This window comes from Mycobacterium sp. NGS68 (assembly GCF_059812195.1).
Window position 1 is genome coordinate 68,389 of record NZ_JCALCE010000020.1, and the last position, 16,290, is coordinate 84,678.

General features: G+C 68.9%; 14 protein-coding genes. 5 read left to right on the forward strand and 9 right to left on the reverse strand.

What is annotated here, in order from left to right; translation table 11 throughout:
• Positions 1-37: 37 nt before the first annotated feature.
• From AC5Y5V_RS20845 to AC5Y5V_RS20885, 9 genes are all read right to left on the reverse strand, one after another.
• On the reverse strand, positions 38-1,270 hold the full coding sequence (locus AC5Y5V_RS20845) for an RNA polymerase sigma factor (RefSeq protein WP_499939338.1): 1,233 nt from the start codon (positions 1,268-1,270) through the stop codon (positions 38-40).
• A 9-nt stretch (positions 1,271-1,279) separates the two neighbouring features.
• Positions 1,280-1,978 (reverse strand): YciI family protein, encoded by a 699-nt coding sequence (locus AC5Y5V_RS20850; protein ID WP_499939340.1) that lies wholly within the window; start codon positions 1,976-1,978, stop codon positions 1,280-1,282.
• Positions 1,979-2,260: 282 nt separating this feature from the next.
• Positions 2,261-3,157 carry a hydroxymycolate synthase MmaA4 gene (gene mmaA4 / locus AC5Y5V_RS20855; RefSeq protein ID WP_499939342.1) on the reverse strand — a complete coding sequence of 299 codons (897 nt, stop codon included), beginning with the start codon at positions 3,155-3,157 and terminating at the stop codon, positions 2,261-2,263.
• A 102-nt stretch (positions 3,158-3,259) separates the two neighbouring features.
• Complete coding sequence (locus tag AC5Y5V_RS20860) at positions 3,260-4,141, reverse strand: cyclopropane mycolic acid synthase family methyltransferase (protein ID WP_499939345.1); 882 nt, start codon at positions 4,139-4,141, stop codon at positions 3,260-3,262.
• Between the two features lie 178 nt (positions 4,142-4,319).
• Positions 4,320-5,180, reverse strand: coding sequence for a cyclopropane mycolic acid synthase family methyltransferase (locus tag AC5Y5V_RS20865; protein WP_499939348.1), 861 nt, complete (start codon positions 5,178-5,180; stop codon positions 4,320-4,322).
• Positions 5,181-5,265: 85 nt separating this feature from the next.
• A complete protein-coding gene (locus AC5Y5V_RS20870; protein ID WP_499939350.1) occupies positions 5,266-6,171 on the reverse strand; it encodes an alpha/beta fold hydrolase in 906 nt (301 codons plus the stop codon).
• Positions 6,172-6,201: 30 nt separating this feature from the next.
• Positions 6,202-7,548: an ABC1 kinase family protein gene (locus AC5Y5V_RS20875; protein WP_499939352.1), complete on the reverse strand. Its 1,347-nt coding sequence runs from the start codon at positions 7,546-7,548 to the stop codon at positions 6,202-6,204.
• A 183-nt stretch (positions 7,549-7,731) separates the two neighbouring features.
• The gene (locus AC5Y5V_RS20880) at positions 7,732-8,649 is read right to left on the reverse strand and encodes an alpha/beta fold hydrolase (protein ID WP_499939354.1); all 918 of its coding nucleotides are present in this window, start codon (positions 8,647-8,649) and stop codon (positions 7,732-7,734) included.
• A 10-nt stretch (positions 8,650-8,659) separates the two neighbouring features.
• Entirely contained in the window at positions 8,660-9,217 is a 558-nt protein-coding gene (locus AC5Y5V_RS20885; RefSeq protein WP_499939356.1) for a DinB family protein, read from the reverse strand.
• A gap of 60 nt (positions 9,218-9,277) precedes the next feature.
• On the opposite strand from AC5Y5V_RS20885, the gene AC5Y5V_RS20890 reads away from it, so the two are divergent.
• From AC5Y5V_RS20890 to rplL, 5 genes are all read left to right on the forward strand, one after another.
• Positions 9,278-13,468, forward strand: a complete 4,191-nt coding sequence (locus AC5Y5V_RS20890; protein WP_499939358.1) for a glycoside hydrolase family 38 N-terminal domain-containing protein — start codon at positions 9,278-9,280, stop codon at positions 13,466-13,468.
• The gene (locus AC5Y5V_RS20895) at positions 13,465-14,076 is read left to right on the forward strand and encodes a DUF7158 domain-containing protein (protein ID WP_499939360.1); all 612 of its coding nucleotides are present in this window, start codon (positions 13,465-13,467) and stop codon (positions 14,074-14,076) included. The genes AC5Y5V_RS20890 and AC5Y5V_RS20895 overlap by 4 nt, the downstream gene beginning before the upstream one ends.
• Complete coding sequence (locus AC5Y5V_RS20900; protein WP_499939362.1) at positions 14,076-14,981, forward strand: ROK family protein; 906 nt, start codon at positions 14,076-14,078, stop codon at positions 14,979-14,981. The genes AC5Y5V_RS20895 and AC5Y5V_RS20900 overlap by 1 nt, the downstream gene beginning before the upstream one ends.
• Before the next feature lie 261 nt (positions 14,982-15,242).
• On the forward strand, positions 15,243-15,839 hold the full coding sequence (rplJ, locus tag AC5Y5V_RS20905; RefSeq protein ID WP_499939366.1) for a 50S ribosomal protein L10: 597 nt from the start codon (positions 15,243-15,245) through the stop codon (positions 15,837-15,839).
• Positions 15,840-15,885: 46 nt separating this feature from the next.
• Positions 15,886-16,278, forward strand: coding sequence for a 50S ribosomal protein L7/L12 (rplL, locus tag AC5Y5V_RS20910; RefSeq protein ID WP_499939368.1), 393 nt, complete (start codon positions 15,886-15,888; stop codon positions 16,276-16,278).
• Positions 16,279-16,290: the final 12 nt, after the last annotated feature.

The following is a 16,290-nucleotide window of genomic DNA, read 5'->3' on the forward strand; positions in this document are numbered from 1 at the left end:
CGTAAAAGCACCCGCACGCCCGGCGTGTCGGGTGCTTTTACGTCTGCTCGGCACATTCGGCGATGCGTCGGCGCAGGAAGTCGCGGCCGGGCTCAGATCCGTTGGACTCCAACGCCGCTCGGTACCACGTGATGGCTTCGGCGGGCCGTTGGGCGCGTCGCAGCAGGTCGGCGCGCACCGACGCGACCAGATTGGACCGCGCCAGCCGGGGATCGTGCGACACCTTCTCCAGCGCGGCCAGGCCTGCGTCGGGTCCGTCGCGGAAACCGACGGCCAGCGCGCGGTTGGCCATCACCACCGGCGAGTCGGTCAGCGCAAGCAGTCGGTCGTACGCGGCGCAGATGGTGGCCCAGTCGGTCTGCTCCCACGACGGCGCGGTCGCGTGCAGGGCGGCGATCACGGCCTGCGGCAGGTACGGCCCGGCCGACCCCTGCGCCGCACGCAACCGGTCCAGGCCACGGTTGATGCGTCCGCGGTCCCATCGGCGGCGGTCCTGCTCCTCCAGCGGCACCAGGGCGCCGTCCGCGTCGACCCGGGTCGGGCGTCGCGAATCATGCAGCAGCACAAGGGCCGCCAAGGCATGCGCTTCCGGCTCACGTGGCATCAGCGCGCACAGCTCGCCGGCCAGGCGCACCCCTTCGTCGCAGAGTTCGTCGCGAATGGCAGACGGGCCGGCCGTCGACCAATAGCCCTCGGTGAACACCGAATAGACGCAGCTGAGCACGTGCGGTGTGCGCTCCGGCAACAGTCCGGCCGGCGGCACCCGCAGCGGGATGTTGGCGTGCCGGATCTTGTTCTTGGCGCGGGTGATTCGCTGACCGACGGCCGCCTCCGTCTGCAGCAGCGCGCGGGCGATCTCCGCGACGGTCAACCCCGACACCAGCCGCAGCGTGAGAGCCAGCTGCGACTGCCGGTCCAGGGCGGGGTGCGCGCAGGTGAACATCATCCGCAGCTCGTCGTCGCGGACCGGATGCGGATCGCTGTGATCGGTACGGGCCCGGATGATGTCGACGTAGTCCTTCACAGCCGCCAATTCCTTTCCGGGACGGACGGATTCGCGTCGCAGGCGATCCCGCGCGCGATTGCGGGCGACCGTCAACAACCACCCGCCCGGACTATCGGGCATGCCGTCGCGGGGCCAGCTGCGAAGCGCCTCGGCGCAGGCTTCCTGGACGGCGTCCTCGGCCACCGTGAGGTCGCCGGACCAGCGCGCGAGCGCGGCAACGGCGGGACCCCACTCGCGGCGAAAGACGCCGTCCAGGTTGGTCACTCCGCGAGGTTACAGTCCCGAGACGCCGGCCAGCTGCCGCAGCTGGACGGTGGATGCGGGGATCATCGACGCGAGCTTGACGGCCTCGTCGCGATCGCGGGCGTTGAGCAGGTAGAAGCCGTTGGCCACCTCGGCGCCCTCCGCGAAGGGTCCGTCGGTGATCACCGCTTCGCCGTCCCGCACCCGCACCGTGGTCGCGGTGGAGCGATCGTGCAACGCGGCGCCACCGACGACGTGGTCGCCCGCTGCGGCCGCGAATGCCTGGTGCCGTGCCGCCATCGTCTCCCACTCGGGCGTGCCCGGGGTGAATGCGGATGCCGGCGGTTCCAGCAGCAGGGCCAGCCAGTGGCCGCCGTCGTTCGACCATTCGGGGTCGAACGAGTGGTAGATCGGCCACAGCTCCACCGCGCCGTGCCGGGCCGCGGGTACCCCGCGAGCCAGAGCCAAAGCGTCGTCGAGATTTTCGGCCTCGAACACGTAATAGCCGCCAGCCACCTCGGCGCCCTCGGCGAATGGGCCGTCGGTGACGATTGGCGCGTCGGGGCCGCCAGCGATGCCGACCCCCGTCGCCGCGGGCAGCAAGGCGTCGCCGGCGCGGATCGCCGACCCGGCCGTGGCGTGGAAGTTCAGGTATGCCGTCATCTCGGCCGCCCCCTCGTCGGGAGTGAGAGCGCGTTCCTGGCTGATCAGCAAGGCTAGGTACTGCATGTGTGGTCACCTCCGGTAGTGAGCGAAACCCTGCGTTTCACTCTCTACCTATCCGACGAACGGCGCTCGCCGAATCCGACAAGGGCGTGGCGGACGTGGCGTGGACCTCGCGAGTCCCACGTGCTGCGAGAAAGTCGGCACATCGCCTTTTGCCCGCCTAGTAGCGACAGCTTGTCGCGCAGAGGCGGGCAGACCGGCACATTCCTACCGACCGAGAACAGAGTGACAGCTGGGCCGCGCCTCGGAGCGTGGCCTAGCGATCGAAAGCGCGGCGGGTCGCCTCTACGCGGGGGCGCCCGGCTTGAGGTAGGTAACCAGGCTGCAGTCGAGCATCTCGTCGGTGAAGTAGTGCTCGCAGCCGCGCAGGTACTTCATGTAGCGGTCGTAGACCTCTTGGGAGGTGACCTCGATCGCCTTGTCCTTATTGGACTCCAGCGTGTCACCCCAGATGCGCAGCGTCTTGATGTAGTGCGGCCGTAGCGAAACCGGCTCGGGTACAACGAATCCGGCCTTCTCGCCGTGCTCGACCATCATCCCGGTCGACGGCAACCGGCCGCCCGGGAAGATCTCGGTGACGATGAACTTGATGAAACGGGCCGTCTCGAAAGTCAGCTTCTTGCCGCGGGCCGCCATCTCGTAGGGGTGATAGCTAACGCTGCTCTGGACGGTCATCCGGCCGTCATCGGGCAGGATGTTGAAACACCGCTTGAAGAAGTCGTCGTAGTTCTCGTGCCCGAAGTGCTCGAAGGCCTCGATCGACACGATCCGATCGACGGGGTCGCCGAAGTCCTCCCAGCCGTGCAGCCGGACCTCGCGTGTGCGGTTGGTGTCGATGGCGTCCAGCACCTGCTGGCTGCGGGCGTGCTGGTTCTTGGACAGCGTGAGGCCGATGACGTTGACGTCGTACTTCTCGACGGCGCGCTTCATCGTGGTGCCCCAGCCGCAGCCAATGTCCAGCAGCGTCATGCCCGGCTTGAGATCCAGCTTGTCCAGATTGAGGTCGATCTTGGCGTACTGGGCCTCCTCGAGCGAGATGCCCGGCGGCTCGAAGTAGGCGCAGCTGTAGATCCGGGTCGGATCCTGGAATAGGCCGAAGAACTCGTCGGAGACGTCGTAGTGCGCCTGGATGTCTTCGGACCGCGTCCGAATCTTCGTCGGGCCAGCCTTGTTCTCAGCCATCGTAATTCTGTTCTCCTGGATGATCTTCGCTATCTGGTCGCACGCAACGACGTGCAACCCTACCCACATTAATCAACGTGCCGAATTCAACGTGCCGGTTGACTACTTCTCCAAGGTGAAGTGGTTGCAGTCGACGTAGCCCACGCGGAAGGTCTTGGCGCAGCCGGTCAGGTACTTCATGTACCGCTCGTAGACCTCTTCGGACTGCAGCGCGATGGCCTCGTCCTTGCGCGCCTCCAAGGCCGTGGACCAAAAGTCGAGGGTCCTGGCGAAGTCCGCCTGCATCGACTGGATCTGCGTCACCTTGAAACCGACCTTGGTCGCATGCTCCTCGACGGTCTCGATCGTGGGCAGCCGGCCACCGGGAAAGATTTCGGTGACGATGAACTTCATGAACTTGGCCATTTCCATGGTCAACGGCAGGCGGCGCTCGAGGACCTGCTTGACGTGCAGGCCCGTGATCGAGTGCAGGAGCATCACACCGTCTTCCGGCAGCGCCTGGTAGACGAACTTGAAGAAGTCGTCGTAGCGGTCGAAGCCGAAGTGTTCCAGCGCTTCGATGGTGACGATGCGGTCCACCTGCTCGTCGAACTCGCACCAGTCGTTCAGCAGGACCCGGTATGAGCGGTTCGTGTCGACCTGATCGAGCAGCTCCTGGCAGTACGCGTGCTGGTTTTTGGAGATGGTGAGGCCGACGACGTTGACGTCGTACTTTTCCAGGGCGCGTTTCATGGTCGAACCCCAGCCGCAGCCCACGTCGAGCAGCGTCATGCCCGGCTGAAGCCCCAGCTTGCCCAGCGCGAGGTCAATCTTGGCGAGCTGCGCTTCCTCGAGGGTCATGTCGTCGCGCTCGAAGTAGGCGCAACTGTATGTCTTCGTGGGATCGACGAACAGCGCGAAGAATTCGTTGGAGATGTCGTAATGCGCCTGGACATTTTCGTCGTTCGGCCGCGTATTCACAGGGTCCGTCACTTTATTAGACATGTGTTCTCCCGGTGCCGCGTCGACAATGCGGCTCGTCGGCTTCTGAGCCATGAAATACCGTGTGCCTTCCTGGACCCGGTGGCCCCAAGCATCCCCCCACGCATGCTCGGTGCATGGTATCTGATCCGGCGTGGCGCGACGAACCGAGATTGTTCGGCCGAGGCCGGCCGAAAGGGGCCTACTTGGTCAGGGTGTACTGCGCGACGCTGGACAGACCCTTGCGAAAGAGGTTCGCGCAGCCGGTCAGATAGCGCATGAAGCGGTCGTAGACCTCTTCGGACTGGACGGCGATCGCTTCTTCGCGATTGGCCTCCAGGTTGGCCGCCCACGCGTCCAAAGTCCGCACGTAGTGCTCTTGCAGATATTGAATTTGGCCGACGGAAAATCCGGCCGCAATTGCGTTGTCGATGATATCGGCTTCGCCGCACATTCCACCGCCGGGAAATATTTCGGTGGCCAGGAAGCGGAAGAATCGAAGATCGCTCATCGTCACGGTGATCCCGTGATCGCGCCAGTACGTCTGCGGACGGGTGAAAATGCTGTGCAGCAGCATCCGGCCGTCGGAGGGCATGATGTCGTAGGCCCGCTCGAAGAACGTGGGCCAGCGCTCGGCCTTGAACGCGTCGAACGCTTCGAAGCTGACGATGCGGTCGACCTTCTCGTCGAACTCTTCCCAGCCCTGCAGCCGTGCCTCGGCGTGTCGCGTGGTCGGGATCTCCGCGAGCCTGCTCTTGCTGCGCTGGTAGTGATTTCGGCTCAATGTGATGCCGATGACGTTCACGTCGTACTTTTCGACCGCGCGGACCACGGCACCGCCCCAGCCGCACCCGACGTCGAGCAGCGTCATACCCGGCTCGAGGTTGAGCTTGTCCAACGCCAGGTCCAGTTTGGCGATCTGTGCCTCTTCGAGCGTCATGTCGTCGTTCTTGTAGTACGCGCAGGTGTAGACCATGTTGCGGTCCAGGAACAACGAGAAAAATTCATCCGAGATGTCGTAAGTCGACTGCGACTCTTCGTAAAACGGTCTCAACTTCGTCACTTGTCGCAACCTCCCGTCCCAGTCGTGATCATTGATGCTCTGGGTGACATCACCCTGAGAAGTCTAAAGCCATCGCTACCGTGCTTCATCCGGTAGCTGCGAAGTTGGCAGTCAGCTCACCGATGACCTGACCCCACAATTGTCTCGGCAGATCATGGCCCATCCCGTCGACCATTACCAAACGCGCACCATTTATCGCGCGGGCGACGGCGCGCCCACCGCTCGGTCGCATCAGCTTGTCGGCCCGGCCGTGGATCACCACCGTCGGCGCCTCGATGCGCCGGTCATACCGCAGCAGGCTGCCGCTGCCCAGGACCGCGCTGAACTGCCGCGCGACGCCCCAGGGGAAGTAGCTGCGGTCGTAGCTTTCGCCCGCCTCGGCGCGGATTTCCTCCTCGGGCGCGAGGTAGCGGAGGCTGCCGGTGATCTTGGTGACGCGCACGGCGTTGTCGATGATGACGTCGCGCGGCGAGTTCGGCGGCGGGCCCTTGAGCAGCGCCAGCAGGGCGCGCGGCGCCGGCGGCGGCAAAAACGGGCGGTTGTTGCTCGAGAAAATCACCGCCAGGCTCTTCGTCCGTTCGGCGAAACGCGCGGCGAAGATCTGCGCGATCATGCCGCCCATCGAGGCGCCCACGATGTGCGCCCGCTCGATGCCGAGGTGGTCCAGCACGGCGGCCGCGTCGTCGGACATGTCTTCCAGCTTGTAGGCGGCGCGGCTGGGCAGTCCCAGCCAGAACCGCGCCATCCGGGCCGGCAGCGACTGGCCGCTGCTTTGCCGCTCGGTCTTGGTGGACAGGCCGACGTCGCGGTTGTCGTAGCGGATCACCCGCAGCCCCTGACTGACCAGCTGCTCGCAGAACGCCGTGCGCCACAGCAGCAGCTGCGCGCCCAGTCCCATGATGAGCAGGACGGGCGGGTCGTCGATGTCGCCCATGTCCTCGTAGTACAGCTTCAGATCGCCCGATATGGCGGCACCGCTGCGAACGTCCACTGTCCCTCCTCCGGTCTACTAAGCATCTTGCTAAGCATCGATGTCGGACTGGTGCTCGCGGCCGACCTCGACCATGAAGTTCGCGAAGTACCCCGTCAGTTGCGGGTCGGACATCATCTGCCACTTGGGGGCCAGCAGCTTCATGTACCGCTCGACATAGAGGAACTGCTTACCGATCAGGACCAGTTCGCGCGGCAGCTTGACATCGTACGCGTCGGCCAGCGTCGAGAGCTGCCGGCCGATGTCGGCGTAGGACATGTCGCCCAACGTCTGCATGGTCAGCGGGGTGGCGAACTTCTCCAGGTCCTTGGCGGCCTGGGCTTCGGGTTTGGTGGTGCCGACGGCGCCCATCAGCACGACGATCTTGCCGGCCGCGGCGTGGTCCTTCTTCACCAGCAGCGCGTACACCAGCTCGCGCAGCAGCCAGCGGGTGCGGGGGTCGATGCGGCCCATGATCCCGAAGTCGAAGAACACGATGCGGCCCTGGTCGTCGACGTACAGGTTGCCCGCGTGCAGGTCGCCGTGGAACAGGCCGTGCCGCAGACCGCCCTCGAAGACGCTGAAGAGCAGCGCCTTGACCAGCTCGGTGCCGTCGAAGCCGGCTTTGCGGATCTCGGCGACGTTGTCGATGCGGATGCCGTGCACCCGCTCCATCGTCAGCACCCGCTCGCTGGTGAAGTTCCAGTGCACCTGCGGCACGCGGATGTTCTTGCCGAGCGGCGAGGTGTGCAGGTGCGAGACCCAGGCGTCCATCGACTGCGCCTCAAGGCGGAAGTCCAGCTCCTCGGCCAGGTTGTCGGAGAAGTCGGCTACCACGTCCTGGGCGGACAGCCGGCGTCCCAGCTTGGCCAGTTCGACGGCCTGGGCGAAGCGCTTGAGGATCTGCAGGTCGGCGGCCACCCGGCGGCGGATGCCCGGCCGCTGGATCTTGACGACGACCTCCTCGCCGGTCTTGAGGGTCGCGTAGTGCACCTGAGCGATCGACGCCGACGCGAACGGCTCCTCGTCGAAGCTGGCGAACAGCTTCGACGGCTCGTCGCCGAGCTCCTCGACGAACAGTTTGTGCACCTCGTCGGTGTCGGCGGGGGGCACGCGGTCCAGCAGGCCGCGGAATTCGCGGGACAGCGACTCGCCGAACGCCCCGGGGCTGGACGCGATGATCTGGCCGAACTTCACGTACGTCGGGCCCAGGTCGGCGAAGGTCTGCGGGATCTGCTTGATGACCTTCTGCTGCCACGACCCCTTGCCGGGCAGGCTGGTTACCACCCGCGCGCCGGTGCGGGTGACCTGCCAACCGGTGACGGCTACCCGGGCCGCTTCGACCGGTAGCGGCACCCGGTCAAGCTTGGCCACATCGCGATGTTTAGTGGAACTCATTTCTGCAGTGTGCCAAATCGGGGCAGGCGATTCCCAATTTGAACCCGATTTGCGTGAGCGCGCTCACGTGCCGGAAATGCTCACCGAACGCGTTCGGGGGGCGTTCGCCGAGCGTGTTCCGGCGGCGAAGAATGGGCCGGGTTTTCGCCCTGAGCCGACGCTCGGCGAGGAACTATCGGCGGATCATTTCGCCAGCGCAAAGTTTTCGGTGAGCGCCTCGATGATCGGCCGCCACACCGGTTCGGGCAGGTCGTGGCCCATCCCGTCGACCACCACGAATCGGGCGCCGGGAATGGCCGCGGCGACCGCGCGTCCGTTGCGCGGTCGCACCATCGGGTCCGCGGAACCGTGCAGCACCACCGTCGGCGCCGTGATCGACTTGCTGTAGCCCAACAGGCTGCCGGTGCCCAGCACGGCGTCGAATTGGCGCAGCATGCCCGGCGGGTAATTGCAACGGTCCGCCAGTTCTTGCACGCGCTTTCGCAGCTCGTTGTCGGGCGGCAGGAAATTCGGCCCGTTGAACACCGCGACATTGCGCACCTCGAAAGCCAATTTCTCGTCGGCCGAGGCGTCGTCGGACGGCGGGCCGAACGCCAGCTTGATGACCCGCCAGGCCGGCGGCGAGGACAGCGGCTTACCGGTCGTCGACATGATGACGCCCAGGGAGGCCACCCGGTGCGGCTCGGTGGCGGCCAGGATCTGCGCGATCATGCCGCCCATCGACGCCCCGACCACGTGCGCCCGGGTGACATCCAGATGATCGAGCAGCGCGACGACGTCGGCCGTCATATCGACCAGCGTGTACGGCACCGGGCTGGGCCGGCCCATGAAGTAGCGGCCGACGCGCCGATACACCGATCCCGGGGCGCGCTGCCCGTGCATCTTGGCCGACAGCCCGGTGTCGCGGTGGTCGAAGCGGATCACGCGGTGGCCGGCGTCGACCAGTCGCGCGCAGAAGCCGTCGGGCCACATGGGCAGCTGAGCTCCCAGGCCCATGATGAGCAGCACCGGCGGGCCGGCCGGGTCGCCGAGGTCCTCGTAGAAGAGTTCGACGGCGCCGTCGGGCGTCTCGCGTCGCGCGGTTCCGCTGCTGGTGCGCACGCTTACCGTTCTACGCGTGGTGCGCTCGCCCGGAGCGAGGGCCGCCGGGTTGGTGGGCGTAAAGGTCGCGCAGGCAGGCGATTTCGGCGCCGTGATGGATCGCCTCACGGTTGATGTGCAGGACGAGTTCGCTGAGCGTGTAGTCCGCGTAGGGGCCCTCGGCCGCCCCGCAGGGCCGATCCAGGTCCGCGGTGGACAGCGACCGCACCCCGGCGATCCAGGTGGCGTACGCCTCGTCGACCTGGTTCAGCGCGGTGGCGGCGTCGGTCGCATAGGGCCAGCTCTGGTAGTCCGCGGGAGGCCCGCCGAAGTGGTGGTGGTTGCGCATGGCGAATACCCCGACGATGACATGCGCCAGGCGCCAGGCGATCGTGGTGAACGGCGCGGGGCTGGGCGCCGGGTAGGCCGGGTTGGCACTGTCCAGCGCGCCGTCCGGGTGCACCGTCCAGCAGTCGGGCACCGGCTGCCAGAGGTATTCGTCGTCGGTCAGCCCGTCCAGGCGCGGGCGCAGCTGTCCACGCCAGTGAAAGTCGAGCTGGTCTGCCAGTCGCGCGGTCAGGTCCGCCATGACCTGGAGCCTTCCAGAACACGGCGACAGCTCGCGTCGGGCCGACGTAGGGTGCGGTCTATGCGGGTGATTTCGGGGGACTCGACCGAGTTGTTCGTCGGGCCACCGGACGCGCCCCTGCAGTTGGCACGGATCGCCATCAGTGGGTGCACCGAGCCGACGACTATCCGCATCGACGGCGACGGCCTGCGGGGCGAAGCCGTCGCCGAGGCCGGCGCGGAGGCGGTCGAGGTCCCGGTCACCGTCGCCGACCCCGTCGTCGGGCAGCGTCGGGCCGCGCGGGCGCATGCGGGACCGGCGAGCCTGGCGTTCGAGTTCACGATCGCCGAGCCCGGCTGGACGATGTACATGGTCAGCCACTTCCACTACGACCCGGTGTGGTGGAACACCCAGGCCGGCTACACCAGCGAGTGGACCGAGGACCCGCCCGGAAGGGCGCGTCAGACCAACGGCTTCGAGCTGGTGCACGCGCACCTGGAGATGGCTCGCCGCGAACCGGAGTACAAGTTCGTGCTGGCCGAAGTGGACTACCTCAAGCCGTACTGGGACACGCGCCCCGAGGACCGCGCCGACCTGCGCAGGTTCTTCGCCGAGGGCCGGGTGGAGGTGATGGGCGGTACCTACAACGAACCCAACACCAACCTCACCAGCCCCGAAACGACCATCCGGAACCTGGTGCACGGCATCGGTTTTCAGCGCGACGTGCTGGGCGCCGACCCGGCCACCGCGTGGCAGCTCGACGTGTTCGGTCACGACCCGCAATTTCCCGGGATGGCCGCCGACGCCGGGCTGACGTCGAGTTCCTGGGCGCGCGGGCCACACCACCAGTGGGGGCCGGCGGCAGGGGGGTCCGAAACCGGCGGAGTGGACCGGATGCAGTTCTCCAGCGAGTTCGAGTGGATCTCGCCGTCCGGGCACGGGCTGCTCACCCACTACATGCCGGCGCACTATTCGGCGGGCTGGTGGATGGACTCGTCCACCACGCTGGCCGAGGCCGAGGACGCCACCTATGCGCTGTTCGACCAGCTCAAGACGGTCGCCCTGACCCGCAACGTGCTGCTGCCCGTCGGCACCGACTACACCCCGCCCAACAAGTGGGTGACCGCCATCCACCGGGACTGGGCCGCGCGCTACACCTGGCCGCGGTTCGTGTGCGCGCTGCCGCGGGAGTTCTTCGCCGCCGTGCGCGCCGAACTGGCCGATCGGGACGAGATGCCGTCGCCGCAGACCCGCGACATGAACCCGATTTACACCGGCAAGGACGTGTCCTACATCGACACCAAGCAAGCCAACCGGGCCGCCGAGAACGCCGTCCTGGATGCCGAGCGGTTCGCCGTGTTCGCCGGGCTGATGACCGGCGCCGAATACCCGCAGGCGGCGCTGGCCAAGGCGTGGGTGCAGCTGGCCTACGGCGCCCACCACGACGCCATCACCGGCTCGGAGTCCGACCAGGTCTATCTCGATCTGCTGACCGGTTGGCGCGACGCCTGGGAGCTTGGTCGCGCGGCGCGCGACAACTCGCTGGCGCTGCTGTCCGGCGCTGTCGACGTCCGCGACGACTCGCTGCTGGTATGGAACACGCTGACCCACGCACGCACCGACATCGTCACCGCCCGGCTAGATCCACCGGTGCACGGGAAAGTGCGGGTGCTCGACCCCGACGGCGACGCGGTGCCCGCGCACGTCGAGCACGGCGGCCGGTCGGTCAGTTGGCTGGCCCGCGACGTGCCGTCGCTGGGGTGGCGCGCCTACCGGCTGGTCGTCGGCGGCAGCGGCAAGGGCTGGGAAGAGATGCCCGGCACCGAGATCGCCAACGAGCACTACCGGCTGACCGTCGATCCCCCGCGCGGCGGTGGGGTCTCGTCGCTGGTTCACGACGGCCGTGAGCTGATCGCCGACGGCAGGGTGGGCAACGAACTCGCCGTCTACGAGGAGTACTCGTCGCACCCGACCCAGGGGGAGGGGCCCTGGCACCTGCTGCCCAAAGGGCCGGTGGTCGGCGCGTCGGAGTCGGCCGCCCGGGTGCAGGCATACCGCGGCCCGCTGGGTGAGCGGCTGGTGGTGCGCGGCCGGATCGGCACGCTGCTGCGCTACACCCAGACGCTGACGCTGTGGCTCGGGGTGGCGCGGGTGGACTGCCGCACCACGATCCACGAGTTCGCCGGGGAAGACCGGTTGCTGCGGCTGCGCTGGCCCTGTCCGGTGCCGGGCGCGATGCCGGTCAGCGAGGTGGGCGACGCCGTCATCGGGCGCGGCTTCGCGCTGCTGCACCGGGCCGGGGAGCTGGGGCTCGAGTCCGTCGACACCGCCGAGCACCTGTGGACGCTGGACAACCCGGCCTACGGCTGGTTCGGGCTGTCGTCGGCGGCCCGGGTGCGCGTCGGGGACGCTGTGCGCGCGGTCTCGGTCGCCGAGGTCGTCGCGCCGTCTGAGCCGACGTCCGGGCCCCTGGCTCGCGACCTGATGGTCGCGCTGGTCCGCGCGGGCGTGACGGCCACCTGCAGCGGCGCGGACCGGCCGCGCTACGGCAACCTCGACGTCGACTCCAACCTGCCGGACACCCGGATCGCGCTGGGCGGACCGGGCCGCAACGCCTTCACCGAAGCCGTGCTCGCCGAGGCCGACCCGGCTTACTCCGCCGAACTCGAGCGGCAGCTGGCCAAGACTGGCCGGGCCCGGGTATGGATTCCGGCCGCGACCCCGTTGGCCGCGGTCTGGGTGCCCGGCGCCGACCTGCGCCCGCCGCGGGCGCTGCCGGTGCTGGTGATCGCCGGCCGCGACGAGCGAAGCCTGCGGGCCGCGATCACGGCGCTGGTCGAGGACCTGGCCGACGCCGAAATCGTCGTCGCGCAGCAGGCGCCGTCGGAGGCCGAGCCCTTCGCGGACCGCACCGTCGCGCTGCTCAACCGCGGGGTGCCGAGCTTCGCCGTCGACTCCGACGGCACCCTGCACACCGCGTTGCTGCGGTCCTGCACGGGCTGGCCCTCCGGGGTGTGGATCGACGACCCGCGCCGCACCGCGCCGGACGGCAGCAACTTCCAACTCCAGCACTGGACACACGACTTCGACTACGCGCTGGTCTGCGACGACGGCGACTGGCGGCGCGCCGGCCTGCCCGCCCGCAGCGCGCAGTTCTCCCACCCGCTGCGGGCGGTGATCCCGCAGAAGCGCGGCGGAACGCTGTCGCCGGTGGGTTCGCTGCTGCACGTCGAGCCGGCCGACGCCGTGCATCTGGGCGCGCTCAAGGCGGCCGGCAACCCGCTGGCGTGCGGCAGCGCGCAACCGGTGGACCCGGGCGCGGTGGCCCTGCGTCTGGTCGAGACGACTGGCGCCGAGGTTCGCGTCGCCGTCGGCTCGGAGCTCGGCAAGGTGCGCTCGCTGCAGCTCGCCGACCTGCTGGAGACGCCGGAACGACGCAAGCGGGCGATCGATCTGCATGGCTATCAGCTCGCCACCGTGCTGGCCCGGATCGACATGCCCAAGGTGCTCGCCGGAGCTACCGAGCTGGCCCCGCAGGCCGAGGCGGCTCAGCCGTTGTACGCGCGGTACTGGCTGCACAACCGCGGCCCGGCGCCCTTCGGCGGCCTGCCGGCCGTCGCGCACCTGCATCCCACGTCGGTCTCCGCCGGGCCGGGCGACGACGTGGTGCTGCGCCTCACCGCGGCCAGCGACAGCAGCGACCACACGCTCGGCGGCGTCGTGCAGGTGCTGGCGCCCGACGGCTGGTCGTCGACGGCCGGCGAGCTGCCGTTCTCGCTGTGCGCGGGAGAGCACGTCGAGGCCGACGTCGCGCTGACCATTCCGGCCGGCACCGAACCTGGGCTGTACCCGGTCCGGGCCCAGCTGCGCATCACCGGCAACTACGTGCCGCTCGCCTGGCACCAGGTGGTGGAGGACGTGTGCGTGGTGGCGGTCGGCACGCCGACGGACACCGAACTGGTGTATCTGGTCGACGGGCCCGCCGAGGTCGAGCTGAAGGCTGGCGAGGCGGCGCGCCTCACGGTCACCGTCGGCAGCCATGCCCGGGCCGACCTGGCGTTGGAGGCCCACCTGATCAGCCCGTGGGGCACGTGGGAATGGATCGGCCCGGACGCGCTCGGGGCGACCGTTCCCGCCGGCGGCACGGTCGACGTCGGCTTCGACGTGACCCCGCCGGTGTGGCTGGCACCCGGCCAGTGGTGGGCGCTGGTCCGGGTCGGCTGCGCAGGCCGACTGCTGTACACGCCGGCGGTGGGGGTGACGGTGACATGAATCGCGTGGCAACCGTCGGGGGCACCCCGGTGTCCGTCGCCGAGGTCGACGCGCGGGAGGAGCGGCTGCGCAACGGCCTGCGCGCGGCCGTGCTGCCGGCGAGCGGCACCAGCGAGGGCCGGCAACTGCGGCGCTGGCTGACACAGCTGATCGTGACCGAGCGGGTGGTCGCCGCGGAGGCGGACGCGCGCGGGCTCGGCGCCGAAGGCGCCCCGTCCGAGGACGAGCTGCTGCCCGACGTGACCGCCCGGCTGGAGATCGGCAGCGTGGCCGCGGCGGTCCTGGCCGACCCGCGCGCCCGGGCGCTGTTCGTCGACGTCACGGCCGCCGTCGACGTGTCCGACGACGACGTCGCCGACTATCACGCCCGCAACCCGCTGCGGTTCGCGCCGCTGCGTTCGGGCCCGCACGGCTGGCGCGCGCCGGCGGACGTCGGCCCGCCGTTGGGCGAGGTGCGCGCAGTGATCACCGAGCATCTGCGCGGCGCCGCCCGTCGCCGGGCCTTCCGGACGTGGCTGGACACCCGGCGGGCGCAGCTGGTCCACCTGGCGCCCGGCTACGAGCACCCTGGCGATCCGCGCCAGCCCGACAACACCCACCGGCACTGATGCTCACCCTCTGCCTCGACATCGGTGGCACCAAGATCGCGGCCGGACTATTCGATGCCACCGGGACGATGGTTTACGACGCCACCCGCCCCACGCCGGCCGGCCTTGGCGCCGAACGCGTTTGGGACGCCGTCGCCGCGATGATCGCCGACGCGGTGCGCGCGGCCGGCGGGGCGGTCGCGGCGGTGGGTATCGCGTCGGCGGGGCCCGTCGACCTGGCGACCGGCACCGTCAGCCCGATCAACATCGGAGCCTGGCGCGGGTTCGACCTGCGGGACCGGGTCGCCGCCGTCGTTCCCGGTGTGCCGGTCCGGCTGGGCGGCGACGGCGTCTGCATGGCGCTGGGCGAACACTGGCGCGGCGCCGGGCGCGGCGCCGGCTTCCTGCTCGGCATGGTGGTGTCCACCGGCGTCGGCGGGGGACTGGTGCTCGACGGCGCACCCTACGACGGGCGCACGGGCAACGCCGGCCACGTGGGGCATGTGGTGGTCGAACCGGACGGCCGGCCGTGCGCCTGCGGGGGCCGCGGCTGCGTCGAGACCATCGCGTCCGGCCCGTCGATGACGCGGTGGGCGCGGGACAACGGCTGGACGGCGCCGCCCGCGGCGGGCGCGAAGGAGCTGGCCGACGCGGCGGCGGCCGGTGATCCGGTGGCGCTGCGGGCGTTCGCCCGGGGCACCCGCGCGCTGGCGGCGACGATCGCCTCGGTGGGTGCGGTGTGTGACCTGGATCTGGTCGTCATCGGCGGCGGCGTGGCCAAATCCGGCGGAATCCTGTTCGATCCGCTGCGCGCGGCGCTGGCCGAATTTGCCGGGCTGGACTTCCTGTCGGGCCTGCGCGTGGTCCCCGCTCAACTCGGCGGGGACGCCGGTCTGGTAGGCGCGGCGCGGCTCGCCGGGCTGTGACGGCCGATAACCGTTTTGGCTGATCGAACGGGCCGCGCTATTGTGGGTGCCGATCCACCGAAGACCGTCGGTCACCGAGCAATCGGTTGAAGGTCCGGGACACATCCCGGCGGCCCGCGCAGGAGGACGAGGCACTCTCGCCGGCGCGCGCGCCGGTGCATCTGAACGCCCCGGCCGCTTCCTGCGCCGGGGCGTACTTCATTTGCGGGCGTTCCCCCGGTGATCGCGGACTTACCCGTCTTTCGACCGGAGGAGGTATGCATGGCCAGGGCTGACAAGGCCACCGCCGTTGCAGACATCGCAGAACAATTCAGGGCGTCGAACGCCAGCCTGATCACCGAATACCGCGGCCTGACGGTGGCGAACCTGGCCGAGCTGCGCAGGTCGCTGGGCGAGTCGGCCACCTATGCCGTCGCCAAGAACACGCTGATCAAGCGGGCGGCCTCCGAAGCGGGTGTCGAGGGTCTCGACGAGCTGTTCGCCGGCCCGACGGCCATCGCGTTCGTCACCGGCGAGGCGGTGGACGCCGCCAAGGCCATCAAGACCTTCGCCAAGGAGCACAAGGCGCTGGTCATCAAGGGCGGCTACATGGACGGCCACCCGCTGACCGTCGCCGAGGTCGAGCGGATCGCCGACCTCGAGTCCCGCGAGGTGCTGCTGGCCAAGCTGGCCGGTGCCATGAAGGGCAACCTGGCCAAGGCCGCCGGCCTGTTCAACGCGCCGGCGTCGCAGATGGCTCGACTGCTCGCGGCGCTGCAGGAGAAGAAGACGTCTGAGCCCGGCGCCGAGGCCGCCCCGGCCGAGGCTGCCCCGGCCGGAGAGGCTCCTGCCGACGAAGCTCCTGCCGAAGCCGAATAACCCCGAAACCCAACAAACCCCAGAAATCTAGAGAGGAACCCACACCATGCCCAAGCTCTCCAGCGACGAACTGCTCGACGCCTTCAAGGAAATGACCCTGTTGGAGCTCTCGGACTTCGTGAAGAAGTTCGAGGAGACCTTCGAGGTCACCGCGGCCGCTCCGGTTGCCGTGGCCGCGGCCGGGCCGGCCGGTGGTGGCGCTGCCGCCGAGGCCGCCGAGGAGCAGTCCGAGTTCGATGTGATCCTCGAGGCCGCCGGTGAGAAGAAGATCGGCGTCATCAAGGTCGTCCGTGAGATCGTCTCCGGCCTGGGCCTCAAGGAGGCCAAGGACCTGGTCGACAGCGCGCCCAAGCCGCTGCTCGAGAAGGTCGCCAAGGAGGCCGCGGACGAGGCCAAGGCCAAGCTCGAGGCGGCCGGCGCCAGCGTCACCGTCAAGTAGTCCCTGCGCGAG